Annotated in this window: 19 protein-coding genes; 13 read left to right on the forward strand and 6 right to left on the reverse strand. The window is 56.9% G+C overall.

Going from position 1 to position 25,777, the window contains the following annotated elements; all coding sequences use genetic code 11:
• Positions 1-25: 25 nt before the first annotated feature.
• The 5 genes from U5782_RS03080 to U5782_RS03100 all read right to left on the reverse strand — a co-directional run bounded on the left by U5782_RS03080 (position 26) and on the right by U5782_RS03100 (position 6,441).
• A complete protein-coding gene (locus U5782_RS03080) occupies positions 26-247 on the reverse strand; it encodes a caspase family protein (RefSeq protein WP_321887252.1) in 222 nt (73 codons plus the stop codon).
• Positions 244-2,508, reverse strand: a complete 2,265-nt coding sequence (locus U5782_RS03085; protein WP_321887251.1) for a hypothetical protein — start codon at positions 2,506-2,508, stop codon at positions 244-246. Before U5782_RS03085 ends, U5782_RS03080 begins: the two co-directional genes overlap by 4 nt.
• 503 nt (positions 2,509-3,011) lie before the next feature.
• Positions 3,012-3,536, reverse strand: coding sequence for a hypothetical protein (locus U5782_RS03090; RefSeq protein WP_321887250.1), 525 nt, complete (start codon positions 3,534-3,536; stop codon positions 3,012-3,014).
• 398 nt (positions 3,537-3,934) lie between these two features.
• Positions 3,935-5,233 (reverse strand): MFS transporter, encoded by a 1,299-nt coding sequence (locus tag U5782_RS03095; protein ID WP_321887249.1) that lies wholly within the window; start codon positions 5,231-5,233, stop codon positions 3,935-3,937.
• Between the two features lie 128 nt (positions 5,234-5,361).
• Positions 5,362-6,441: a GntR family transcriptional regulator gene (locus U5782_RS03100; protein ID WP_321887248.1), complete on the reverse strand. Its 1,080-nt coding sequence runs from the start codon at positions 6,439-6,441 to the stop codon at positions 5,362-5,364.
• Positions 6,442-6,592: 151 nt separating this feature from the next.
• Between U5782_RS03100 and U5782_RS03105 the strand changes: the two genes are divergently transcribed.
• The gene (locus U5782_RS03105) at positions 6,593-7,666 is read left to right on the forward strand and encodes a lactonase family protein (protein ID WP_321887247.1); all 1,074 of its coding nucleotides are present in this window, start codon (positions 6,593-6,595) and stop codon (positions 7,664-7,666) included.
• 187 nt (positions 7,667-7,853) lie between these two features.
• Positions 7,854-9,197 (forward strand): 2-hydroxycarboxylate transporter family protein, encoded by a 1,344-nt coding sequence (locus tag U5782_RS03110; protein WP_321887340.1) that lies wholly within the window; start codon positions 7,854-7,856, stop codon positions 9,195-9,197.
• 44 nt (positions 9,198-9,241) lie between these two features.
• Here U5782_RS03110 and U5782_RS03115 read toward each other — a convergent pair whose 3' ends face one another.
• The gene (locus U5782_RS03115; protein WP_321887246.1) at positions 9,242-10,675 is read right to left on the reverse strand and encodes a HAMP domain-containing sensor histidine kinase; all 1,434 of its coding nucleotides are present in this window, start codon (positions 10,673-10,675) and stop codon (positions 9,242-9,244) included.
• 559 nt (positions 10,676-11,234) lie between these two features.
• Here U5782_RS03115 and U5782_RS03120 point away from each other — a divergent pair.
• From U5782_RS03120 to U5782_RS03170, 11 genes are all read left to right on the forward strand, one after another.
• Positions 11,235-11,615: a hypothetical protein gene (locus U5782_RS03120; protein WP_321887245.1), complete on the forward strand. Its 381-nt coding sequence runs from the start codon at positions 11,235-11,237 to the stop codon at positions 11,613-11,615.
• Positions 11,616-11,642: 27 nt separating this feature from the next.
• Entirely contained in the window at positions 11,643-12,572 is a 930-nt protein-coding gene (locus tag U5782_RS03125) for a LysR family transcriptional regulator (RefSeq protein ID WP_321887244.1), read from the forward strand.
• Between the two features lie 38 nt (positions 12,573-12,610).
• Positions 12,611-13,288 (forward strand): response regulator transcription factor, encoded by a 678-nt coding sequence (locus U5782_RS03130; protein ID WP_321887243.1) that lies wholly within the window; start codon positions 12,611-12,613, stop codon positions 13,286-13,288.
• Between the two features lie 213 nt (positions 13,289-13,501).
• Positions 13,502-16,660 (forward strand): efflux RND transporter permease subunit, encoded by a 3,159-nt coding sequence (locus tag U5782_RS03135; RefSeq protein ID WP_321887242.1) that lies wholly within the window; start codon positions 13,502-13,504, stop codon positions 16,658-16,660.
• On the forward strand, positions 16,660-17,928 hold the full coding sequence (locus tag U5782_RS03140) for an efflux RND transporter periplasmic adaptor subunit (RefSeq protein WP_321887241.1): 1,269 nt from the start codon (positions 16,660-16,662) through the stop codon (positions 17,926-17,928). The genes U5782_RS03135 and U5782_RS03140 overlap by 1 nt, the downstream gene beginning before the upstream one ends.
• Complete coding sequence (locus U5782_RS03145; RefSeq protein ID WP_321887240.1) at positions 17,925-19,433, forward strand: efflux transporter outer membrane subunit; 1,509 nt, start codon at positions 17,925-17,927, stop codon at positions 19,431-19,433. Before U5782_RS03140 ends, U5782_RS03145 begins: the two co-directional genes overlap by 4 nt.
• Positions 19,434-20,151: 718 nt before the next feature.
• Positions 20,152-20,928 (forward strand): transporter substrate-binding domain-containing protein, encoded by a 777-nt coding sequence (locus U5782_RS03150; protein WP_321887239.1) that lies wholly within the window; start codon positions 20,152-20,154, stop codon positions 20,926-20,928.
• A 214-nt stretch (positions 20,929-21,142) separates the two neighbouring features.
• Entirely contained in the window at positions 21,143-21,424 is a 282-nt protein-coding gene (locus U5782_RS03155; RefSeq protein WP_321817095.1) for a DUF4148 domain-containing protein, read from the forward strand.
• Positions 21,425-21,607: 183 nt separating this feature from the next.
• A complete protein-coding gene (locus tag U5782_RS03160) occupies positions 21,608-21,895 on the forward strand; it encodes a DUF4148 domain-containing protein (RefSeq protein WP_408585705.1) in 288 nt (95 codons plus the stop codon).
• Positions 21,896-22,989: 1,094 nt separating this feature from the next.
• The gene (locus U5782_RS03165; RefSeq protein ID WP_321887238.1) at positions 22,990-24,336 is read left to right on the forward strand and encodes a 2-hydroxycarboxylate transporter family protein; all 1,347 of its coding nucleotides are present in this window, start codon (positions 22,990-22,992) and stop codon (positions 24,334-24,336) included.
• A 134-nt stretch (positions 24,337-24,470) separates the two neighbouring features.
• A complete protein-coding gene (locus tag U5782_RS03170; protein WP_321887237.1) occupies positions 24,471-25,691 on the forward strand; it encodes a porin in 1,221 nt (406 codons plus the stop codon).
• Positions 25,692-25,777: the final 86 nt, after the last annotated feature.

Here is a 25,777-nt window from a genome sequence, read left to right on the forward strand (position 1 = left end):
CCACCGGAGGCGCCAAAAGTGGTTGTCAGCCATGAGGACCTTCTCGATGAAGCTCACTTTGCCGGCCCTTGGCAGGTTGAAAGCAATGCCTGAGCATGTGGGTGCAATCAAGCTTGGTCGCAACGGTGAAGCCGCAGTCGTCCAGCTTGGCCGATATGTCCTCGGCGTCGTTTCCCGGATTCTTGAGTACGCCGGCATCCGCATAGTCCGCGTTGCCGATCACTAGGGCGGTGAGGCAGCGGCTCACGGGCGCAGCTCCCCGCCGTTCTCTTCGACGGCCGCACGAACCAGTTCGCGAACGCCGCGCATGAATTCGATGGCCGGCGCGGTGTTGACGGTGCCCGGGACGGGCGCGGCAAGCTCGTAGATGCCGCGAATGTCACTGGCACGGCGCGCGGCGGAACCCTTGCCTTTATGCTCCAAGCCGCGCCGCCAGTCTTCAAGATGCTTGTCGATCAGGCGCTGCAGGGCAAGCTGGTGCAGGCGGTTGAACACGACCTGACGGATCGGCGCGATGGCCTGCTGTGCTTCGTCGGCATCGTCGGGTGACCGCGACCACTCCATCGGGTTGTCGAGGAAATTCGCGACCTCTTCGGTGATGCGGCCGACCAGATCGGCGACGGGGCGCAGCGAGTCGTACTCGACGCCCATCTCGGTCGAAATCTTGCGATTGAGCGCCTTGATCCGGGTCCAGTGCTCGGCCGGCAGGGTCGCGCCGATCGACAGGCCCAGACGGGCAGCCCACGCCTTCTGAAAGCTGTCCGCGGCACGCTGCACAGCAAAGCCGAGACCCGAGGCGTCGTAAATCGGTTTCGCGTCCGGCACGGGCGGCGGTTCGACCGACTTCTCGACGAAGGCGATCAGCTTGTTGAGCTGCGCCTTGACGCCAGGCGGCAGCTTGGTGCTAGGCCCGTCGAGGGCGCCGAGCATGAAGGTTTGGTCGTCGATCGTCCGTTCCAGCGCAGTCACGATAGGCGCGTTCAGCACCTCCTTCAGTTTCGACAGGTAATTGTGCACCGAGGCTAGGACGTGTGCGCGCTTGTCCGCGAAGGTCGGCAGGTTGAGGCCCTTGACTTGGTCGAAGTGCGTGAAGGCGATCAGCAGCTTCTTGTTGTTGCCGCTCGATGCGACCGCACGCAGCACCGACTGGGCGGCGGCCTGGATGGGCTGCTCGGCGTTGTCCACCAGCAGGATCGCATCGACCTCGGAGAAGCGGCGCGTGATGTGTGTCGTCACGCTCGTTGAAGAGTCCGGCGTATGGCCGAGCCCCTGCCCGTCGAGCAGCACGACCTTTGCCTGATAGTCGGTGAAGGTTGGAAACAGCGGACCCATGACGCGGATGCCGTCAACGAGCGGCGTCAGCAGCTTGCCGAACGAGGGCGCAAAGTTGCTTGAGAACCAGCGTACCTGCTTCAGAAACTCGGCGCGGTCACCAGTCGTGTAGACCCACATCATCGGCCACTTCGCACTGGTGCCGTGATAGGTCAGCTCGCCGCTTTTCAGCGCCTCGAAGCGTTGCCGCGCTTCGTCCAGCACGTCATGGACGATCTCGTGGAACTGCTCGTCGTCGAACAGCTCCCCCTGAAAAATCTCGAGGGCGGCTTCGCGGTCCTCGGCGGTTGCCGCGTGCGGATCGGGGAGCAGCGCGTCGCCGATGGTCTTGGCTTTCGCCGCGGCCAGCTTCGTGATGCGGCCGACATAGTCCACCAGCTTGGCCTGCAGCGCTTCGGCGTCTGCGCCTGAGACCGCTTCGTCGCTGTTGGCCGCAGCCGTTGCGGCGTCATCCGGCGTACCGAAATCCCACTCGTCTGCCGCGGACTCGGCGGGCAGGTTCTTGCGCCACGAACCGAGCAGGTAGCTCAGCCGGAAGCGCTGGTCCGGATGATGCAGGAAGCGATCGGCGATCTTGTCTTCGGGGAACTTGTCCCACACCGCCGCGCAGGCGTTGAGGATGCAGTCCTCGATGTTCGCCTGAATGACGGGCTCAGTGAAGAAGGTCACCGCGGCCCGGAATTCGCCTGCAGCCGGGATCACCTCGATGTCGGACACGGTGGTCTTCGCCGTCGAGGTCGAGGGGAAGCGGTCGAGTTCGGGGTCCGATCCGATCAGATGGCGCAGCAGCGAGGTCTTGCCGGCACCGGTCGTGCCGACGAACAGCGTGCGCGCGTAGCCTTCGGCTTTCCCGGGCAGGGGAATGATGCTGTCGCGGGTCGCGAACGAGTCAGCCATGCCCGCCTGGATGCCGTCGTAAAAGGCGGCCACGATGCGGGGATCGAATGCCTGCAGCGCATCCTGGTGCTTCGCTGCCGTCCACCATGCTTCGTCCTGCAGGAGCTGGTTCATCTCGGCAACCAGACTTTCAGCCTTGGCCTTGTCGTCGGTACCGAGGCCGCGACGCATCTTCAGTCCCGGTTTGCCCTTGGAGTCGAGCTTCAGCGGATGCCGGAAGCTGATGCTGAAGCCCGGGCGGCCGGGCGTTGTTGAGACTGAAGCAATATTCTTGGCCATGCGAGCCCCTTGTTGTTCCGCGTTGTTCCGTGGTGTACCGTGATCACACTTTAGGCTGCTGGCGCTCTACAGTCAAGTAATTTGGAACAACGCGGTACAACAAGCATGCGAAAATTGGAGCGAGCGCTCGCTGAGATCACGATGCGCTCGACGACATCAACAGTGACATCGTCGTCGCGGCGGTCAAGAGCCCGGTGGTGCGGGCGCTTTCGTGGTTGGCCATCCACTGCGGTCTTCAAGCTTAGCTGCCATTAACTGACGAAGATCGAACGGCGGCAACGGGTCGTCTACGGAAGTTCAAGGCCGGATCGCCACCGAGCCCCTGGTGGCCGCCCGCCTACTTCCAGGTTCGGCCAGGTGCAGCTGTTCGAGGGCGATTGTTGGCGGACGCTCGAACGCCTCTTCTACCTTCAAATGGTGTCCTTTTCCCTGTGACGAGCGAAGAGCTGTGAAGACTTGACTCTGTTCATAGCAAGCTAGAACAGCAGGCTAGGTGGCGCTCATCAAAGCGCAGAACGTATATGACAAGCGACCCGCTCCCATATCTGCCGGATGCGTAGCTTCTCACGCTCTTCGGTCGTGCCGCCAGTGTAATGAAACACGTTTCGCTCCTGCTCTTGCAAAGAGGGGCTTGTGCCTGTCCGTGTTCGACCGCACGCCGTCCTCGCGTATGCGCATCGGAAGCGCCCAGCGGAAACCCGCATGAAGTCACGCTCCGCTGGAAGCAACCGCACGGACTCGCGCGGCTTCAACTCAAACGGGAAGCTCAAGCCTTGCGGCGAGACGTACTTGATCGGCGGATCATTCCCATCACGCGGTTTCAATCCGACCTCGGTGATGTACACAGGGAACACACTGAGGTTAACCACTTGAATCCGCATTTCATACGTGTCACGGTCTTCAGCCCGCGCTGGACCTTGCAGTGGAATCGTTGGCACGACTAACAAAGAGACGCGGCGCGAGCGGATCAACACGACGGCGTTGAACACGCCGAGCATGATGTTTATCGTAGTCGCGACTGATGTCATTTCGCTATCCTGGTTTCAGAGAGTCGGGCCTGCCTCGCGAAGGCAGCCTCTGCATGGTCGTCCAGATGATAGCGCTTCCCTTACGCGAGGCGCGATGTCCACCGCGGCGGGCGGACGGCCGATGTCCTTTGGGAAACGGCCAGAGCGCGGTCATTGTCGCCGTAGACCGCTTCGGGTCGCACTGCGACTTTCGCCTCAGCTCGACATGCGCTCACGCTACGTCAATGCACATGAGACACTTCATAGCCACCAACCGACCTTCGACTTCGGCTACAAGATCGCTAACAATGGGCGCCGGAAGTAATTAGAAGTCGTCTAGGGGGCTACTTCACATGCAACTTCAATCAAGCGTCCCTCTCCTACTATACAAATGAAGAGGGAGCTTCGATAAATCGCGGTCAGACTTGCGCGCGCGCTGGCGCGGCAGCTTGCGACACGCCCGTTTGCACAGGGGAACGGGTCATGGTGAGGACAATGACTGCACCAGTGAGGAGCAGGAGACCGGCGATACCGAATGCCCAGTCATAGCTGCCCGTCGCCTGGATAACGTAACCCGTGGCGATCGGCGCAATCATGCCGAAGATGTTTCCGCCTACGACAACGAATGCCATAGCCTTGGCGACGTCTTTTGCGTTCGGCAGCATATCGTTAAGGAGCGCAAAATTGAGAGACGTCGTAGAGGCGATGCCAGTGAGTGTGATAGAGAAGACAACGAGCAGCAACGGAAGACTGGTCGTAAATGGCACAGCGAGGATTGCCGATCCTGTCAGCATGGCGATCGCGACAGCGTTACGTCTCGCACCGGTACCGACACCCGTTTTCTTCAGATGCTGATCACTCATCCGACCAACGAAAATACACAGAATGACAGCTGCCGCGTACGGCACCGCAGAAAACAGGCCCGTATGCGTCAGGCTGAGATGACGTGTCGATTGAAGGTAGCTCGGCAGCCAAGTCAGGAAGAGGTACTGCGTGTACACGTTGCAACCTTGCGTAAGGGCAAGTCCCCAGATCGTCTTTGACTTGATGAGGTTACGCAGGCCCGTCGTTGTGCTCTTATCCGTCGGATCGTCCACCGGCTTCGACCCACGCTCACGCACGATCTTTTCCCGCTCTGCATTACCAAGCCAACGTGCCTTTTCAGGCGAGTCGAAGAATATCAGCCATGCTGCAAGCCAGACAAAGCCGATTCCGCCGGCTATGACGAAGGACACGCGCCAGCCAAACGCGGCGATGAGCGACCCAAGCAACACGGAGCAGATTGCAGGGCCAGCGTACGAACCGCTGTTGGACATCGAAGTCACCATGCCTCGCTCACCAGCAGGTATCCATTGACGAATGACCTTCGCGGTAACAGGATTGCTGGAGGACTCCCCAGCACCCATGACAAGGCGAGCAGCAATGAGCGAGATAAAACTGTTCGCCGCTCCCGTCAGGGCCGTCGCAGCGGACCAGACAAAGATACCGACACCGGCCATCTTCTTTGTCCCCAGCCGATCAATCAGAATACCCATCGGAAGGAGAAAAAGCGCATAGCTCCAGATAAACGACGAGAACAAATAGCCCATGCCGACTGCCGACAGTTTGAACTCGTGTTCGATGGGTTTAGCTGCGATGGAGAGCGCGATGCGATCCATGTAGTTGATCATGGAAAGCGAAAAGAGAAAAACGGCTATCCAGCCTCGGCGATATGACATGGTTGTCTCCGCGATACCTCCGACCTCAAGGTTTCCCCGGATCGGATTAAGTGTTTTGTTATCACAAAACGCAATTCAGACTTTAAAAAAACGCCGCGGAATCCGCGACGTCGTCCTGCCTTACTTCCTTACTTTTTTCCTACAAATACTTCACGAGCATGAACTTTCGCTTTTCTGGCACCCTCGATGTGATCTCTAAGCAAGCTTGCTGCCTTCAGAAGATCCTGCCGTGCAATCGCGTCCAGAATTGCGAGATGCTCCAGGGATTGCTCCTGTCGGGGCTTTCGGGCTCGAGCCTGCCGATACTCGACTAAGCGGCGCAGGCGATCCATCCGACGCACCGATTGGGCAATAAAGCGATTGCCAGACCACTTGGCGATCGTTTCATGGAATTCGCTGTTCGCCTCGAACAGCTCCACAGAGTTCATGGTCAGGTAGCCAGAATCAACGATGAACTGCTGACGGCGACGCAGGGCGGCAAGCTCAGCAGCATCGGCCTTAAAGGTCGGAGAGAGCACGCCTGTCGGCTCGATCGACGCCCGAAAGAGATAGCTCTCTTCGTATGCTTCAACCGAATCGATCATCGGCATGAATTGCCAGCCGTGCCCAACCTGACGCTCCAGCCATCCCTCCTCCTGCATTCTGGACAGCACGCGACGAAGTTCACTGCGCGAGACGTCGTACTGTCGCATCAGGTCGGCTTCGGTCACGACATCATCAAGACGTTTCGCCAGCCGGTCTTCCGCAATCTTTAGATACAGCGGGTTGTCCGGCTCATTGAAAAACTGGGCCGCGATGTCCGTCACATCCCGCGCGGCCTTTTCCATGAAGAAACCGCGGTTCGCGTCGTAATAGACAACCCCCAACGACACGAGGTGATGGAGTGCCACGTTGACCGGAGTCCGCGACGTTCCAATCTTCTCGGCAAGAAGCGACTCGGCCAATCTGTCCCCAACGGCCAGGTCTTCACGCCTCGCAATTGTCAGAATTTCCCTGACAACCCGCGTCTGCAGCGGGGTAAGGCTTTCGGTAGAGGCAGCATCCATGTTTTCGGCACACGACAAGGGATTGGTCAACGCCATCACAACGGATGACGAAATTTCATAATCAACCAATGATTTTGCCATTTGCATGCTGCCGGTGGGTTGCCCCGCCGCACCTAGGGTAGATCCAGCAACGACATGATTCGTTTGCTTATTGCGTTTCATGATCATAGAATGCACAGACAGGGAACGCAACATATAGTCGCAGGCATTCAGGAAAACCCTGGTTCATCGATGCGCCGGCCGTTCATGGCGTCCGTACGTCGTTTTGAGCCAACTCCCTTGTCAGCCCGAGCAATCTTAGTGAAGCACCATCATGCAACGCACATTCGCTTATGTAGGCTGCCGCACCACGCGGGAGCGCAATGCCCAGGGCACTGGAATCTCAGTGTTCGAAGTCCACTCCACCGGAGTCTGGAGTCATGTTCAAACGCTGGCGCCACTTGTGAACCCAAGCTTTCTGGCGATCCATCCTGATCAGAAGACCTTGTACACGGTCCACGGCGACAACGAGTCAGTTAGTGCATTCCGTATCGACCAGTTGACCGGGCAGATCAGTCCCTTGAACAGTCAATCAGGCATCGGGCGCAACCCAGTACATCTGTCATTTAGCCGGGAGGCCGCTGCATTGGTTATCGCGGGATATGCAACTGGCGATGCGACCAGGATACCGCTCTCCGATGATGGTACTTTGCAGGCGCCCCAAACGCCCCCGATTCGTTTCGAAGGCTCCCCCGGCCCCCACAGAGTCGAACAGAAGTCCTCCCATCCGCATCACATTCCCCGCTATACGACACGAGAGCGCGATTCCGACTGGCACATCGTGCCTGACAAAGGCCTTGACACCGTATCTGCGGTTCGTTGGCTCGACGACGGTACAGGCGTCGTCCGTAGCAGACATACGCGTGAAGGCGCGGGACCACGCCACGTCGCGTTCCATCCACGCCTGCCTTTGCTCTACGTGGTCAACGAACTGCACTCCACACTTACGACGTGGTCGTTCAATCCGGTCAGCGGTGACCTGGAACCACTACACACGAGTTCCGTCATTCCGCCAAATCATCACGAGCTGACACGCGCTGCAGCAATTGCAATCGCCGCCGATGGAAGCAAGCTATACGTGACCAATCGGGGTCACGACTCCATCTCGACAATTTTCCTCGATGGGAAAAGCGGCTATCCCATTTCAGTTGAGTGGACATCAGCCCAAGGAAAATGCCCTCGATTTCTTTGCCTCGGACCGGACAACAAATCACTCTATGTCGCCAACGAGAACTCACATCTCATCGCCCAGTTCCAGATTGACGAGTCGGGTGTACCCAAGCCAACTGGGCGCATAGTTTCTACCGGCAGTCCGGTATGCATCGTATTCAACACCGTCGACGCATAGGTCCACTGCGTAGCATTTAGATTACCCGCCGCATGCCGCCTCCAATTCAGCGGCATGCGGCTATTCCAGCTTCGCCGGATGTGTGCTCCCGGTCTTCGTTAGTTTCCTCTGGGATAAACGTCGCATCTGGGCACGCGAGCGGGGCCGATGAAGGAGATAACGATTGGCTGAGACGCAGGAATCACCGGTGGCTAACGGCACGCACGACAAGGCCCCAAACCAGAAGCACTCCCGAAGGTCAAAGTGGCCATACGCGTGGTGGGAAATAATGGACATCAGGATTGGAATCATCCCCCTGCCCGTCTACTTCGTTCTTGTTGCTACGATCGCTGCCTTCGTCCTGACCGGGAAGCTTCCATCAGAAATATCCGTTGCAATCGCAGTGCTGGCGCTGTGTGGCTTTACCTGTGCGGAACTTGGGAAACGATTGCCTGGATTAAAGAAGTTCGGTGCGGCCGCCATTGCCGCAACCTTCCTGCCGTCCTTTCTCGCGTACCGTCATCTGCTGCCACATACGGTGCTGGCTACGGTCGACACCTTTACCCACGCGAGCAACTTCATGTATCTGTTCATTGCCTCGATAATCGTAGGCAGTGTTTTCAGCATGGATCGCCAGATCCTGATCCGGGGCTTTGTCCGGATCGTCGTCCCGTTAGGTCTTGCCGCGCTCGTCGCCGCATTCGCCGGTACTCTTGTTGGCACCATGCTGGGACTTGGATGGCAGCATACGCTTCTCTACATCGTCTTGCCGATGATGGCGGGTGGCGTTGGAGAAGGAGCAATCCCGCTGTCCATGGGATACGCAGAGATTTTTCATATCCCTCAGGGTCAGGTTTTTGCACAACTGTTGCCAGCAATCATGATCAGCAGCCTGTCGGCAATCCTCCTCGCGGGCTTGCTCAACTGGATCGGCGAAAAGCGACCACATTGGACAGGTCGCGGTGTACTAGAACGTCAACCGGTACAGCGTTTCGAGCGTGAGGATAACGTTCCCTCGCATCCAGACTCAGGCACCATCGCTGCCGCGGGACTCACAGCCATTACACTCTACCTCGTCGGGCTGCTATGCCATCGACTCTTCGGCTTGCCCGCGCCCGTTGTGATGCTTTTCGTCGCAGTGCTCGTAAAGGTCTGTCGACTCATTCCCCCAAGCATTCAGGGCGGCGCCCGCGTGGTCTATGAATTCTTCTCGACCGCCGTTACCTTTCCTTTGCTCTTCGCAATCGGGACCGCTATGACGCCCTGGTCATCGCTCATGTCCGCGCTCACCGTCCCGGTCATCATCACCATCGTCTGCACCGTGACAACTCTCGTTGCAACCGGATTCCTCGTGGCCCGGGCAGTGAACCTGCATCCAATCGATACGGCAATTGTGACTGCATGCCAAAGCGGCCAGGGCGGAACGGGGGACGTCGCAATCCTCACCGCGAGTAACCGCATGAGCCTTATGCCGTTTGCCCAGATCGCAACCCGCATCGGTGGTGCGATCACGGTCACAGGCACCCTGCTCGTTTTGACGCGCCTTCACTGAGCGAGCCCCGCAGCGCATCCCCCCTCGTTGTCGAGTGCTCGCCCTCAATGGGGCCAGCACTCGATGGAGATGCGAGTCCCCGGTTGGGCATCGTCAATACGCAGGGAATACCCATGCAGGTTCACGACCGCTGCGACAATGCTAAGCCCGAGGCCGGACCCAGGCAGATGTTGTGTACGCTCCGAGCGAAAAAAACGCTGGAGCACTGCGCTGCGCTCGCCCGGCGGAATACCAACGCCTGTATCAGAGACTTCGATACGAGGGCCCTCTGGACAACTGACCAGGGAAATCTGGACCGCCCCGCCCGCCGGCGTGAACTTCACTGCGTTATCGACAAGGTTGCTCAGTGCCTCAAAAAGCAAAGCCCTGTCTCCGCGCACGATATCATTCGCATCTGAGCGTAAAGACAATGTCAGGGCACAGTTCTCGGCCAAAGGTTCAAACAACTCTTCTATGTCGCCAAGGAGCTCGCCGAGCTTGATATCTTCAAATCCGCCCCGGCGACTGAGCGTACCGATCTCCGAAATCCGCATCATTGCCCGAAACCTGTCCAACAGGTGATCAGTCTCGCGACGAACATCCAGAATGCGCTGATTGAGGTCTTCGTCCGCGTAACGTGCAGCTTTATCGGAGATGTGCGCGAGCTTGGCACGAACGTGTGCAAGTGGAGTGCGCAGATCGTGTGCGATGCCATCGCAGGCCCCCTTTACCTCCCCCATCAGCCGCTCAACTTCACCCAGCATATGGTTCACAAGGTGGGCAAGCATATCGATTTCATCTGCCCCCTTGACCGGCAAACGTTCCGCGAGATCACCTGCTGCGATACGCCGAGTGACCAACTGGATTTCGCTGATCCTCGCGCGCTGACGTCGGTTCAAAAGCCACGCGAACAGAACGCCAGCCGAAAGGCAGAGACTACCGACCACAATCAAGGCATTAATCGTGCGCCGCTGAATACTGAGGATATGTGTCAAATCATGCGCGACGATCAGAATCTGACCGTTGGGACGTCGCAGCACCATGACCCGGACCACAGGTGAAGTTGGCAGAGCGTCGATTGAAAGCGTGTGCTCAAAGGTTGCGCCTGTGCGATCACTCGGCAGAAGCTTTGGCAACATGGCAACATTTCCCGCAACGGCCTTGCCAGCCTGATCGAACAAACCATAAAACGCTGTGTGCTGATGCTCATGTGCAAGCCGGTCGCGTATCGCGCCCTCAATCTCACCCGGCGGAAACGCATCGAAGTAGTTCAGTTGCCACTCAATAATTAAATCGGTACTGCGCTCCATGGTCTGGGTGGTTGATACACCGATAAAAGCGAGCAGGAGCATCACTGCGACCGAAAACAGGGTTGCGTAAGCGGCAATAAAGCGCGAACTTGAAGATCTCCATCGGTGCCGTACAGGCACGGCAGCGCCGTCGCTGCCATCTTTTTCTGAAGGTGAGGAAGTCTCAACTCGTTTTACAAAAACATTCATCGGTGACCTTTTCTGTTGCGATGGCTGTCGCGTGCGACGCTGAATTCCTGTTGAGCGAACCGCGATACGTGATTGCCATCTTGTCTGACAAAAACGCATCTACCCACGACGCTCACCTATGACACGCAGCGTAGGCGGGCACATTTCACCTTCATAAATCTTACGTCTGGATGAGAGGAACCTGACGATAGATGTCGCCCCCCTTTTTACGCCACTCGACGAAGTTGCCCGCTTGCAAATTGCATTTTATACACGTAGAATGCACTAGTCGATCAGCATTCGATACTACTGCCAAGCCTGCACCCACCGTTGCTCGAAGCCTTCAGCTCGAGCGCGTCGAATAGCACCACGCCCGCTGGTTTCGAGTTAGCGCTTCAAAATTCTCACATACAGAACTCTCAAGGTCACATATAAAACTGGCCTTAAATTCCTATTTCTTTTTCATTGATAGTTCGTTGTCCTATTAAATAATCTTTAACTTAAGGACTTCTAGAATTTCAGCCATCTTCGCGCCTCTCTATCCGAGAATTCATGCCTGTTACGAGTGATGAGGTGAAGCATGAAAAAGGCAATGGCCGTTCGCATGATCAACGAATACGGTGCACCGTCAGTATGTTTTGAGATGGACGGAAACGCTGCACTCTTCGATGCTGAAGAGCTCGACGGGCTCATCGAAGAACTCTGCAGGATGCGATCGACCATGCGCCCCGGTGTCCCGCACACCCCCTCTCGAACACACCAGTACGTAATGGAGATGAATCCGTCCTGGTACACCGAACGCACTCCGCTCTTTGATGGCGCTGCCCTATTTCTACGTCACAGCGGACTTGGCTGGGCATGCTTCGCGCTGCCTGTAGAGAGCTTGCAGAAGCTTGCGGATGCGCTCTACATGCACATTCGCGAAAACAGCGCAATGCAGCCCCACCTCACGCTCAATTAAGCCACGGCGAAACGCGAGGTAGACACGATGAACCAGCTCCAGGCAATGCGAGTTTTCACGCGCGTCGTAGACGTCGGCAGCTTTTCTCTCGCTGGCAAGCAGCTAGGCATATCGCCAGCAGCGGTGACCCGAAGCATCAACATGCTGGAAGCGCATCTGAACATGCGGCTCCTCAACCGCTCAACGCGTAGCAATTCGCTCACGGAAGCAGGAAAGATTTATCTCGATGGTTGCAGAACGGTCATCGAGAAGCTCGACGAGCTCGACTCGGAATTGTTCCGCGCAACGCGAGATCCAGGTGGACAACTCCGCATCGCTGCGCCTGCCGCATTCGCCAACACCGAGCTCACTTCGGCACTAGCCGAATATCGCCTTTTGAATCCTCGTGTCGAATTCGAAGTCGTGACGTATGACACAGCGATCGACCTGATCGAAGGCGGGTTCGACGTCAGCTTCACGACCGATCGCCACCAGATTGGCGCGAACCTCATCAGCAGACCACTTACGTCCGTACAACACAGTCTGGTAGCGGCGCCCGGTTGGATCCGCCGTAACGGCGCTCCTGGAGCTCCGAATGAATTGCCTGAACATCACCTGCTTGCCACCGCTGATCATCCGAAGGCGCTTGAGTTGGTAATGGCGGGCGCTTCGTATCGCATCCACTTCCGCGGTCCGCTGTCTGCCTCCCACTATTCCGTCGTGCGATCCGCTGCGATCGACGGTATGGGAATCGCGCTACTGCCCGAGCTGTCCATTGCACCGGACATAGCGAACGGAAGGCTGGTCCGTATTTTGGAAAACTGCTCGTTCAATTGTCCTGGCGCCGAGCTTCGCCTTGTCTATTCCGGTCGCAAGTATCTGTCAGTAAAGGTCAGGAATTTCATCGACTTTGTAGTCGAGCGCTACAGGACGAACTGCGACGCGCAATCCGGCCAATTGATCGCTGCGGCGGCTTGAAGGAAGTCAGTATGCTCCAACCCAGTTCCCAACGACCCATGCCGAAAATTCTTGCCATCGAAGCGGAGACGCCTGAGGACCGAAGCTTCACTGCTGCCCTCACTTCAACAGGCCTTAGCGTTGACGTTGCAACCTCCGGGCGCGAAGGCATTGCGAAGGTCATGGCGGGTGAATACGACGCTATTGCGCTCGATCGCTGGCTCCCTGACCTTGATGGTGTGAAGGTTCTTACAACCCTGCGCGGCATTGGCATCGAAACACCCGTCGTGATCATCAGTGCGACCACCGCGGTCGAAGAAAGAATCGAAGGCCTGCGCTCCGGTTGCGATGACTATCTGGCACGCCCATTTTCGAATGACGAAATGATTGCGCGGATCGAGGTCGTTATGCGGCGCAGGAACGGACCGGCTCAGGAACCTCACGTTCTCAAAGTAGGCCACCTTTCGCTTGATCTTCTCAAGCAGAGACTTTCCTGCGGAAAGAACGCTGTGCGTCTGCGACCGACCGAAAGGCGACTGCTGGAATTCATGATGCGTAACGCCGGCCGAGTGCTGACCCGCACAGCAATACTGGAAGGCGTCTGGGGCAGCTCTTTTGACCCCGGAACAAACCTCGTGGACGTGCACATTGGACGCTTGAGAAACGCCATCGAGATTCCGGGTGAGCAACCGCAGATCCGGACCGTGCGAGGTGTTGGTTACATCCTTCAGGAGTAACCGCTCTTCAGTCGCATCGCCTCCAGATTACCCCAGTGATGCCGCAGCCATCCGCGTCGTCGCAAGAACCTGCTGCAAAGCGAGACGTGAACTTGCAGCTTCGCCGCCTAATAGAAGGCGGTCCGCCTGAACCGAGAGGTATTTCAACGTGAACCTTCACCGAAATGCTTCGCCTTTTACCGACATGCGAACTCGTATCTCCAGAACAGTCAAATGAACGCCATAGTTGAGGTTGCCCTTCGTCGGCCACTAACCTTCGTCGTGATGAGCATTCTCATCGTGCTGACAGGTGTGGTTTCGATCGTGAAGACGCCAACGGACATCTTCCCGTCAATCAAGATCCCCGTTGTTGCTGTCGTCTGGACATACACCGGTCTTTCCCCGCAGGATATGTCCGGTCGTGTCGTTTACTACTACGAGCGCACGCTCACCACTACTGTTTCGAACATCGAGCATATCGAGAGCCAGTCGGAATACGGTCGTGGCGTCGTCAAGATCTTCTTCCAGCCGGGCACCAACATTGCCGCTGCTCAGGCGCAGGTCGCGTCTGTTTCCCAGACCGTCCTGAAGCAGATGCCCGCGGGCATCACTCCGCCACTGATCATCTCGTATAACGCCTCGTCAGTTCCTGTTCTGATGCTTCAGGTCGCGGCGAAGAATATGACGTCGGCCCAGGTCTACGACATGGCGTCGAACCTGATCCGGCCGGCGCTCGTTTCCATCCCAGGCGCTGCTATTCCCACGCCTTTCGGTGGCACGACACTCAATGTCGAAATCGATCTGGATCAGACCAAGCTGCTATCCCATGGAATTTCCGCGGTCGACGTAGCAGCAGCGCTAAAACGCCAGAACGTCGTTTTGCCCGCCGGCGACCAGAAAATTGGTGCGCTGGATTTCATGGTGCAGACAAATTCGACGCCCGCGGAAATATCGACGTTTAACAACATGCCGATCAAGACCGTGAATGGTGCCACTGTGTACCTTCGCGACGTCGCGCACGTCTATCGCGGACCTCAACCGCAAATCAATGCGGTGCTCGTGAAAGGCAAGCAGTCAGTGCTCATCGAAGTGCTCAAGAGTGGCGATGCTTCGACGCTGAGCGTCGTCGCGGGCATCAAGAAGGCGCTGCCGGGCATCATCCGGACGCTGCCTGCGGGTGTCTCGATTACACCGCTGAACGACGCATCCGGCTTCGTTAAGGACTCGGTTCGAGAAGTGATCCAGGAAATGGCAACGGCAGCCATCCTCACGGGTCTGACCGTCCTTCTGTTCCTGGGGAACTGGCGCTCGACCATCATTGTCGCGACGAGTATCCCCCTGGCCATTCTTTGCTCGATCATCATGCTGCACCTTACGGGTCAGTCTATCAACGTGATGACGTTAGGCGGACTTGCATTGGCTGTCGGGATCCTGGTGGACGATGCCACAGTGATGATCGAGAACATCGACGCTCACCTTGAATCCGGCGCCGAGTTGGAGCCAGGCATCATCGCGGCAGCGAACCAGATCGTCATTCCGACTTTTGTGGCAACGCTCTGTATCTGTATCGTCTGGCTTCCGCTCTTCCAGCTTGACGGAATTTCGGGCTATCTGTTCAGGCCGCTTGCAGAAGCTATTGTGTACGCGATGATCGCGTCGTTCATTCTTTCCCGGACCCTCGTGCCGACGATGGCTGCGTGGCTCCTGCGTGGCCATGTTCACAGTCATCATGGCGCATCTGAAGAAAATCCGGGATTTTTCAAACGCTTCCAGCGCGGATTCGAACAGCGCTTTACAGCGTTTCGCGAGAGCTATAACGATGTTCTCTCTCGCGCCGTCGAAAACCGGAAGAGATTCGTTACGGTTTTCATGGTGTGCACCGTCGCATCCATGGGTCTCGTGGCGTTTCTGGGACAAGACTTCTTCCCCAGCATCAAATCGGGCGAGATTGACATGCACATGCGCGCGCCGATCGGCACGCGGCTGGAGGAAGCAAGCAAGATTTCTGTACTCGTGAACCAGCAGATCCGCAAGCTCCTTCCGGGGCAGGTGACTAACCTGGTCGACAACTGCGGCCTGCCGGTGAGTGGCATCAATCAGGCATACAACGCAGATGGCACGATCGGACCTCAGGACTGCGACATCACGATCGGCCTGAAGAACGATGCCTCGCCGGTGGATGACTACCGGTTCAAACTGCGTCAGGAGTTGCCGAAACTGTTCCCCGGCACGGAGTTCTCTTTCCTCCCGGGCGACATTACGTCGAAGGTACTTAACTTCGGCTTGCCTGCTCCAATCGACATCCAGATCTCCGGGCGCGGTCAGGCTGCGAATCTCGCCTTCGCACAACAGGTCGCGGCGCGTATCAGAAAGATCCCCGGTGCCGCGGATGTGCACATCCAGCAGGCATTCAACGAGCCCACTCTCGAGTTCAAGGCAGACCGTTCGTTTGCGTCCGGCATGAATCTGACCGAAGAAAACATTGCGAACAATGCACTCACGACACTTTCGGGTAGCGGACAAACTGCGCCGACCTATTGGCTAGATACGGCGAACGGCGTCTCGCACATCGTCAACATGCAAACGCCCCAAAACCAGCTCAGCTCGCTGAATGACCTTGAGACTGTTCCAATTGATTCTGGTGGCGGTGCTCTTGACGGTCAGAAAACGCAGATTCTAGGTGCCCTTGGCACGATTTCTCAGACTGGCTCGCCGCTGCTGGTGTCGCACTACAACATCCTTCCTGTCGTCGATATCTACGTAACGAATCAGCGTCGAGATCTTGGTGCCGTCTCGAACGCAGTCGCCAAAGTTGTAGATGAAATGCAGAGCCAGGTGCCTCACGGAGCAAGTATCCATATTCGTGGGCAGGCAACGACGATGCACTCCGCCTATGCGCAATTGCTCGGCGGACTGGTGGTGTCGGTTGCGCTCGTATACCTCGTGATCGTTGTGAACTTCCAGTCGTGGCTCGACCCGTTCATCATCATTACAGCGCTTCCCGGAGCGTTGGCCGGTATCGTCTGGAGCCTGTTCCTCACACATACGACCCTATCCGTCCCGGCGCTCACTGGCGCGATCATGTGTATGGGGACGGCGACCGCGAACTCGATTCTCGTTGTCTCGTTTGCACGTGAAAGGCTCGCGGAACACGGCGATGCGGTGCGCGCGGCAATTGAGGCCGGTTACGCCCGTATCCGCCCGGTGCTGATGACGGCACTCGCGATGATTATCGGCATGCTGCCGATGTCCCTCAGTAACTCGCAAAACGCACCGCTTGGCCGCGCCGTGATTGGCGGCCTCCTTGTGGCGACGTTCGCCACGCTGCTGTTTGTCCCCTGCGTTTTCGCGATCATGCATCGCAAGAAAGAAGATACTCTGGAGTCCATCTGATGAACGTTCGTGAAGAAATTAATACGCAGACGAGTTCGCGACCGAAGTTGCTTGCACTCGTTGCCGCCATCGTGCTTGCAGGCCTTGTTGTATATGGCGTAGTCGAGCGCCATGAAAATGTGTCCAGCCTTCAGACTGTCGCGGATGATGAGGCAGTGCCGAAGGTGCAGATTGTCACGCCTTCGCAGGGGCCCGCGACGCACGCCGTGTCGCTACCTGGAGACATCAAGGCGTGGTACACCGCGCCAATTTACGCGCAGGTCTCCGGCTATGTGAAGAAGTGGTACGTCGACTACGGAACTTTCGTCAAAGCAGGAACGCTTCTGGCGACGATCGACGCCCCGGCAGTGGATCAGCAATATCAGGCAGCAACCGCAAACCTCGCGGTTGCTGAAACCAGCAGCAAGCTGGCCGAGGTTACGGCCAAGCGATGGAAGTCGCTTGAGGGTACAGAAGCAGTTGCCCAGGAGGATGTCGACATCAAGGTTGCCAGCGCCGAGGAAAAGAAAGCGCGCGTCGAAGCGGCCAAGGACGAAGTCGCCCGATACAAGGCGTTTGAACAGTTCAAGAGCATCGTCGCTCCGTTTGATGGCATCGTCACCGCCCGTGACACCGACGTTGGCAATTACGTCAACGCAACTGGTGGCGATGTGAGCTCGCACGGCTCCGCGGACGAACTGTTTTCCGTCGCAGACGTGCACGCCATGCGCATCTTCGTCTCGGTACCGCAGGACTACTCGGACATGCTCAAACCTGGCCTGACCGCAACTTTCACGGTTCCCCAGTACCCAGGCCGGGAGTTCTCCGCAAAGTTGCTGACGTCAGCCAATGCCTTCGATCCTCGCACGCGCACAGTCGTGACGGAGCTCGTCGCCGATAACGCAGACCATCAGCTATGGCCAGGTACGTACGCTACTGTTCACTTCAATGTTCCTACTGACAAGAACGTGGTCGTCATCCCCGAGCAGGCGCTGCTGTTCCGCGAAGAAGGCATGCAGGTGGCCGTCGTTCGCGACGACGGTCGGGTACATCTTCAGAACGTCAAGCTGGGGCTGAATCTTGGGCAGACGGTTCAAGTCACATCCGGGCTTAACACAACCGACCGCGTGATCATCAGCCCGTCGGCCGGCATCCTGGAAGGCCAGAAGGTCGATGTGGTCACTGGTGCTCCAGGAACTGCTCCGAAATCGAGTGAGGCTGCTCTAACGCGCACAGCCAACCCTGAATCTGGAAATGTCGAGAATCCCCAAAGCGACCAGAAATCATGAGTCTCCTCAAGTCACTTTTTCTCCGCGCGGGGCTGCTCATTGGAGCGGTCGTACCGCTCGCAGCGTGTAGCCTTGCGCCGACCTACAAGCCGCCGCATGTCGCCATTCCGGCTGCCTACAAAACCGTGCAGGCACCATTTGAGCCGGCGAACCCGAGCGCCCAGCTTTCACAAGGGCCGTGGTGGACTATTTTCAACGACGCTGAGCTAAGCGGTCTCGAAAAGCAGCTGGATGCCGCAAATCCAAGTCTTTTGGCCGCGCAGGAAACCTACACGCAGGCTCGATCCGTCGTGGCAGAAGCACGATCACAACTGTTCCCTCAACTGAGCGCACAGGCGTTTGGCTCGTTGAACGGGCAGTCGAAGCATGCACTTTTCCATAATCCGTCATCGTCGCCAGTCGAAGAGTCCTCGCTAGGCTACGGCGCAGCCGCGTCCTGGGAGCCCGACCTATGGGGAGAAATACGGAACAGGACGCAATATGCAAAGGCCAATGCGCAGGCAACCGCAGCCCTGGTAGCATCGGCCAAACTGGGGCTTGAACTTGAACTCGCAGAGGACTACATCGAGCTGCGTGGCCTGGACACCGAGCACGCGCTCTACAAAGGTACGCTCGACTATTACGGCGAGGCAGTCAAGATCACGCAGCTGCGCTACGACAGCAAGATTGCGGCAGGCCTCGACCTGGAAAGGGCGAAGGATCAACTCGCAAGCGCACAGGCGGCCGATACCGACGTTCAGGCAAAGCGCGAGGTGCTCTCGAATGCGATCGCCGTACTGACGGGGAACAATCCGTCCTCCTTTGAGATCCCTGTTGACGCACTGTCAAATCTGTCGGTACCAGCAGTTCCTGCAGGTGTGCCGTCAACGTTGCTTCAACGGCGTCCCGATATCGCTGCGGCGGAGCGTCAGGTCGCAGCGGCTAATGCCGCTGTCGGCGTAGCTCGCGCAGCTTTCTATCCAAATATCAAACTTGGTGCTGATTTCGGGTTTGTCGATGATGGCCTCGCACTTGCCGCCCTGCCTGAAAGTGTATGGTCCATCGGATCCTCTGCAGTAATGCCTCTGTTCGAAGGGGGGCTCCGGCGAGCCGAGGAGCAACAGAGCTGGTCAGCTCTTCGACAAGCAACTGACAGTTATCGTGCAACGGTATTGCAGGCGTTTCAAGAAGTCGAAGACCAGCTATCGTCGACAAATAAGCTCGATACAGAATCAACGCAGCGCAAGGATGCCGTCACTGCGGCCTTGAAAGTGCAGACGACCGCGATGCAGCTGTATACGAGTGGGCTCGATAATTACCTGAATGTCGCTGTTGCACAGAAAAGTGCGCTGAGCGCGGAACTGTCTGCGGTGGAGCTGCAGACACGCCGATTGCAGACAGCAGTGAAGCTTGTCGGTGCATTAGGCGGAGGCTGGACAGTCGCAAACATGCCTACCCCTGACCAAACCGTTCCATTTTCACCTTTTGGCATTGGCAACTCCGCCGGAAAAGCGAAGCAACAATAGCCCCGATGGGACACTATCGCCGGGTTTGAAGGTAAAGCACCCTGTCAATTGCGCGCTGGTTGATGTCTGCATGGCACGGTACACAAAAATTGTTGCAACGGTCGTGGCACCGTGATTTCTCTCAGCCCCGACATCATGAGTAGATCGTGTCAGGCGGCTTCGTCTTCCTGATGCGAACACGTTGCTGTTCCCCCGAGGCTCACTGCCTCGTTCGCGGCTCTGGCGGCTGGAACCCGGCCAGAGCCGCATTTTTTCTCCTCCGACAGGCTGCCACAATTAAAAGAGGGCCGCACCGATTGAAATTAATTGCGTTTTATGATCACATAGTGCATTATCCTCCCAGACGGATCGGGCACTGGCTGGTGCTTACTGGACTCCTCCTCCAGCGATTCGTCTGCTCTTGCAGTGTCATGTCTATGCATCTTTGAAGCTTTCAGCGTTCCCAGCTCCCATAGATTTACATAGGACTACAGTTAAAGAACGCATGATGGCCGAGGAGGTTATTGTTTTCGGGAACTCATCGCCTGAATCTACATTCGGCTGACCGACATATCCACACGGCAAAACTACTGTGAGACGACCAGCACAAGCCGCTGGGTAGCGCTCATTGGGGATGTTACTGACTGCGCCCCATCAATAACTCTCCTGAGTCTGCCCCCCGCCGCCAGACTTCATTGCCTTGATGAGACACAACAGCACCACCGCGTTGAATTCCGCAATGACACGCACGGCGATCACTGAGCTCACAGGAGCGGGTGCATTGCGGGTTGCGCTGAACCTGAGCAACGATCTGCTCGTTCGGAAAGCAGATCTACCCGGCTCGTTTGCGGGACTAGGTGTTGAAATCGCTCGACATCTCGCCACGCTGCTGCACACGCCGCCAGAGTTTGTCGTGTATGAATCAGCAGGTGCTGCCTACGCGGCCGCTGAGCGTGACGAATGGGACATTGCGCTGATCGCGAGAGACCACGCGCGGGCTCAGCGCGTGACCTTGACCCGCCCGTATCTTCTGCTCCCGGCTGCCTACGCAGTACCAGCCTGTTCTGGGATCTACCGCAATGATCAGGTCGATCAACAATCGACTCGCATTGTCGTCGAACGAAACAGCGTACATGACCTCTATCTCAGCCATTCGCTGGAGTTTGCAACGATCCGACGCGTTCCTACGTTTGCTGATCTGTTAGACATGGCAAGATCATCAGCGTATGTTATTGCGGCGGACCGACACCGGCTCGAGCGTGCAATTGCACCTGCAATGCATTTGCGCCTGCTCAAGGAACGCACCATGTTCGTTGAACATGCGATCGGAACGCCTCGCGGCCGGCACGCCGCCGCTGCTCTCCTCGATGCGTTCGTGCACAATCTTTTAAGCACGAAATTTGTCGAATTCCTGCTTGATCTACATGGCATCGGATGTGAGTTGACCGTCCCAGACACACATTTCGACAGCCATGCCTTGATTCAATCCAAAGCCCAGCAGCCTGCTGACGCATAACGCACCATAACAGCCCCAACTAAGCTATCCACAACGCTGGCAATGAGTTCTGCTAGCAACAGTCTGCCTTCTGAGCATTCGCTCTAAACGAAGTTAAATTTTCTTCATAGTGCTGCTTCTTTTCTGATAGTGCACCTGGAATATCCTGTTCACAACGGTTAGCCAATACATGACGAACCGCTTGTTAGAAACCTGACTCCCAAGGACACAAATCATGAAAGCAATGATGATCGCAGCTGCCGCTCTTGCTGGCCTCGCAACCGCCACCTCCGCCTTTGCGCAGACTCCTGCTTCGTCCCCGAACTATGCTGCACATCCCCCTGTTATCACGCAGGTCAAGCTCGTTGGAAATGCTGCTCAGGCCGGCCACTGGATCCCCCCTTACGGTACCGCGGTGCCGCAAGCTACCCGTGCTCAGGTGTATCACGACCTCGTGCACGCCGAGCAGGACGGACAACTCGCCTACCTGAACTCGACCGTATACGCCCATTCGTAATGGCACGCACGAGCTTGCAAGCGTTCTATCGCCGCCCTTTTACCCTCAGCGGTAGGCGACGGAACCTTGCGTAGCGGAAGCACTCTCGGTTTCATAAGACCCTACACACGTCGCATCAACGGCGACAGGTGTTTCATATCGAAATTGAATTTCGAGCCACGCAAACTATTTTGGAGTACGAACATGAACAAGATCGCGAAATTTGCAATCCTTCTATGCGGTGCGGCAGTCACTGCCCCAGCGTTCGCGGGCACAACGCTATCCCCTCAGGAATGCACTTCCTACCCCTTCGTCAAGACCACACATAACGTGACACACAGCCAGCTGAATACCGAACTTAAGGAACTCGAATCGGTTGGCTACCAGCCCGGTCTGTCCGACAACAACTACCCGCATCTGCTTAACAAGGCTGAAGCAAAACTTCAGGCCGCGTACAACAAAGACTGCATGCACGGCGCTTCCTCTACGTGATGCGGGAACGAGAAGCTTCGACGACAGGGCGGGAGTATCAGCGCGCATATGCCTGATCGCGCGGTACGCTCCTGCCCTGCTCGAGAGGCCACTCTCTTTCCTTGCCCCTCGAATTTTTAATCTGAAAGCTGCGTTAAAACAAGCGTGGCAGGGTCTCCAGCAAGCTTGAACAGATTTTTCTCCCCAACGCCCGGTAGAATTCTGCACGAAGATATTTTTTCGGCGATCCAACCCGGGGCGCAACTGGCAGCCAGCGTGGCGGCGATCTCGACTATTTCGACTGCCCCTCGTCGAGGAGGCGCACATCACTGCGGATCCTGCGCTTCGTCGTAAAGTCCGGCCCGGAGATGAGCAAAAAGGACGCGTCGTGCTCTGGCACAGTGATGAGGAGACGACCGATCCTGGCTGCGCAAGGCATAACGCTATTAACCAAAATCGAATCACACTCCCAGCACACTGCACGATCGCTGCAGCCCCGCCCCAAAGAGAGACGCGCATTCGGAGAGGAACGGCAAGGACTCGCGCCTCCTTCCTTTGTATCCACGAGTCCATTGCACCGCCCCCCGTTCTCTGCGCTGTCAGAGATTGAATTACCCTCAGCGCGACGTCCCGGTTGTGCACTATTTCCCGCATCGCGCCCAGTTGTTCCTCCACCCTGTCGGGCTCCCAGTCCGCTCCAACAGATTTCCATCGCAAACGCCGTCGCGTGCGCAGTGCGAACGGACGCCCCCAACCGGGTCAGACGACCAAGGCCATGCAGGCCTCAAAATTCCCAGACCTCCGGTCGGAAGTCCAGTGATCCGCACCAACAATCGCACAAAATTACAATTAACATACACACCACATCAAAGTGCTTTTATTTATTACTTAATGCACATTGTTTGTGTTCGAAAATAGGTCTCGAATGGTCTAATTCACATAAATATAGGCGTAAACACCGATCCGCCACTTCATGCGTTGCGTTTTATGATCATAAAACGCCAAATGGGACAATCAGATGACGTCACCGCGCCCTCGCCTGCCGCGTGTGATTCAGAAAGATCAGCCACGTGGCGACCTGTTGTTCGCGATCAAGTGAGTCAAGGAGACGACGAATGCAACAAACGCGAGACCTGGCATCGAACCAGGCTGAAACGGAACGCACGCCATTCTGGCCATTCGGATGGTGGGCGATCGTCGAGATCAGGGTTGGAATCATCCCCCTCCCAATCTATCTGCTGCTGCTCGCGTTAGTCGCAGGCTTCGTTGCCACGGGCAAGGTGCCGGGTGAAATATCCATGGCCATCGCCGTGCTGGTGCTCTGCGGATTCACATGCGCTGAGATCGGGAAACGACTTCCGATATTTAACAAGATCGGATCTGCTGCAATCGTCGCAACGTTCCTTCCGTCATTCCTCGCATTCCATCAATTGCTCCCAGCGAAACTTCTAGGCATGGTGACCAATTTCACCAATGTCAGCAATTTCATGTACCTGTTCATTGCCTCGATCATCGTCGGGAGCATTTTTAGTATGGATCGACAGGTCTTGATCCGTGGCTTCGCCAAGATCTTCTTCCCGCTCGCCGCTGGGTCCATCGTGGCTGGCATCGTCGGGACGACTGTGGGCACGTTGCTGGGGTTGGGTACAAAGCACACTTTGCTATATATCGTCATCCCGATTATGGCGGGCGGTGTCGGCGAAGGCGCAATTCCTTTATCGGTTGGCTACTCCGAAATTATGAAGCTTCCCCAGGGGCCGATCTTTGCTGAAGTTCTGCCTGCGGTCATGATTGGCAGCCTTTGCGCAATTCTCTTCTCGGGGCTGCTCAGTTGGATCGGGGAAAAAAGGCCGCACCTGACGGGCCGCGGCACGCTCCAACCGGCACTGGAGATTTCCAAATCGCCGCTGTTTGAATCCGCGCCGACGACACCAGATGTCAGCACAGTAGCTGCAGCCGCAATCACAGCGATCAGCCTGTACCTCGTAGGTTTGCTTGGTCACCGATTGCTCGGCCTGCCCGCACCTGTCGCAATGCTCTTCGTTGCCGTGTTCATCAAGATTACGCGACTGGTCTCACCAAACCTCGAAGGCGGGGCGAAGATTGTCTATCAGTTCTTTTCAACAGCAGTGACATATCCACTGCTGTTCGCGATCGGCACCGCCATGACTCCGTGGGACAAGCTGATGGCGGCAATCAACGTCGCCAACGTGATCACGATTGCGTGCACCGTCGCGGCACTGATGAGCACCGGATATGTGGTCGGCAGATGGCTGAAGATGTACCCCATTGACACAGCCATCGTCAACGCGTGTCACAGTGGTCAAGGAGGAACCGGCGACGTTGCGATCCTTACCGCCTGCAATCGAATGAGCCTGATGCCCTTCGCGCAAATAGCAACGCGCATAGGAGGAGCAATCACGGTAACGGTCACGTTGCTGATCCTCTCGCGAATCTCGTAAATATCGTAAAGGCCAGCGATCAGTTAGCCGTTACCGCGTCAGTCCGATCAGCCCGCCATCCCCGGATGTTGCATACGAACACAGGATGCGCCACTGTGCGCATCCAGATCTCGCTTTGACCTGGAGTCACTCTTTTGAAGTGGTTTGCACCATTTGCATTGATGATCCCGAGTGCGTGCGCGCTCGCTCAATCAAGCATCGAAATTTATGGCATCACTGACGCTGGCATTAACTATCTTAGTAATGCGCAGACCGGCAAGGTCGCAAGAAGGCCAACTGGCGTCGCTCGTTGGGCTTTTTACGATGGCAGCTTGGGCGGACAGCAAGGCAGTCGCCTGGGCGTGCGTGGATTCGAAGATCTCGGCGGCGGATACAAGGCGCTGATCCGACTGGAAAACGGATTCAGTCTCCAGAACGGTGCAGCTGGCCAGGGTGGCGCGATCTTCGGTCGAGAGGCTTGGACCGGAATCCAGGCGCCATATGGTCAGATAACGCTCGGGCGGCAATACAGCGCCATAGTGCAGTTCTACGCGCCAACCCTCGCCGCGCAGCAATGGGCAGGATATATGAGTTCCCATCCAGGTGATCTTGATGATGCGTCGAAGACATGGAGAATTAACAACTCCCTGAAGTACACGTCCCCAGTTATTTCTGGATGGCAATTTGGCGGCGTAATCGGTCGCGAAGGCAGCTCCGGTGAGCCCGGGTCTGATGCCGTCTGGTCGATCGGCGCGGCCTTTCAGGACGAGGGCTTCCGATTCGCTGCGGGCTTCCTTGACGCCGACAAGCCTAATACCTCGTTCTTCGGCTCAAACGCAAACAGCGCCGGAGAACTTTCCAACAATATGGGATCGACAGGCTCACTCACCACCGCAGAGAGTAATCCGGTCTTCGGTGGCTATGCCTCCGCACGATCACTGCGCATCCTCGCCCTTGCAGCAAGCTACGCCCATAACCCTGCAACCGTCACACTCGCTTACTCGCGCACCAGTTTCGCCGGACTCGACTCCAACGCTGGACCCAATCCGTTCCGATACACCGGCACGGCTACATTCGACGACGTCGAACTGAGCGCGCTCTATCAGATGACGTCGAGGTTTGACGTTGGCACTGAAGTGAACTACCTGCGCGGTGGCTCAGTGGACGGGAAAAATGACGCGAGATATGCAACGGCAAGCGTCGGCGTGATGTACTTTCTCTCGAAAAGCACTGATATCTATTCCCTAGCAGTCGGGGAAAAGGCAGCTGGTACGGACTCGTTCGATCAGCCTAGTGTTGCTGCGATTACAGGAATGACACCCTCATCGTCAAGCTTCCAGCTTGCCGTCCGCATCGGTATGAAACACACATTCTAGGCTAAGCAAAAGAGGTCAACGACTTAAGCAAGCTCTCGATGAATCACATCGAGATCGGCTCAGTTCGTGTTGATAATGCTGGGCGA

It is taken from the genome of Paraburkholderia sp. J67, from assembly GCF_905220265.1.
GTDB lineage: Bacteria > Pseudomonadota > Gammaproteobacteria > Burkholderiales > Burkholderiaceae > Paraburkholderia.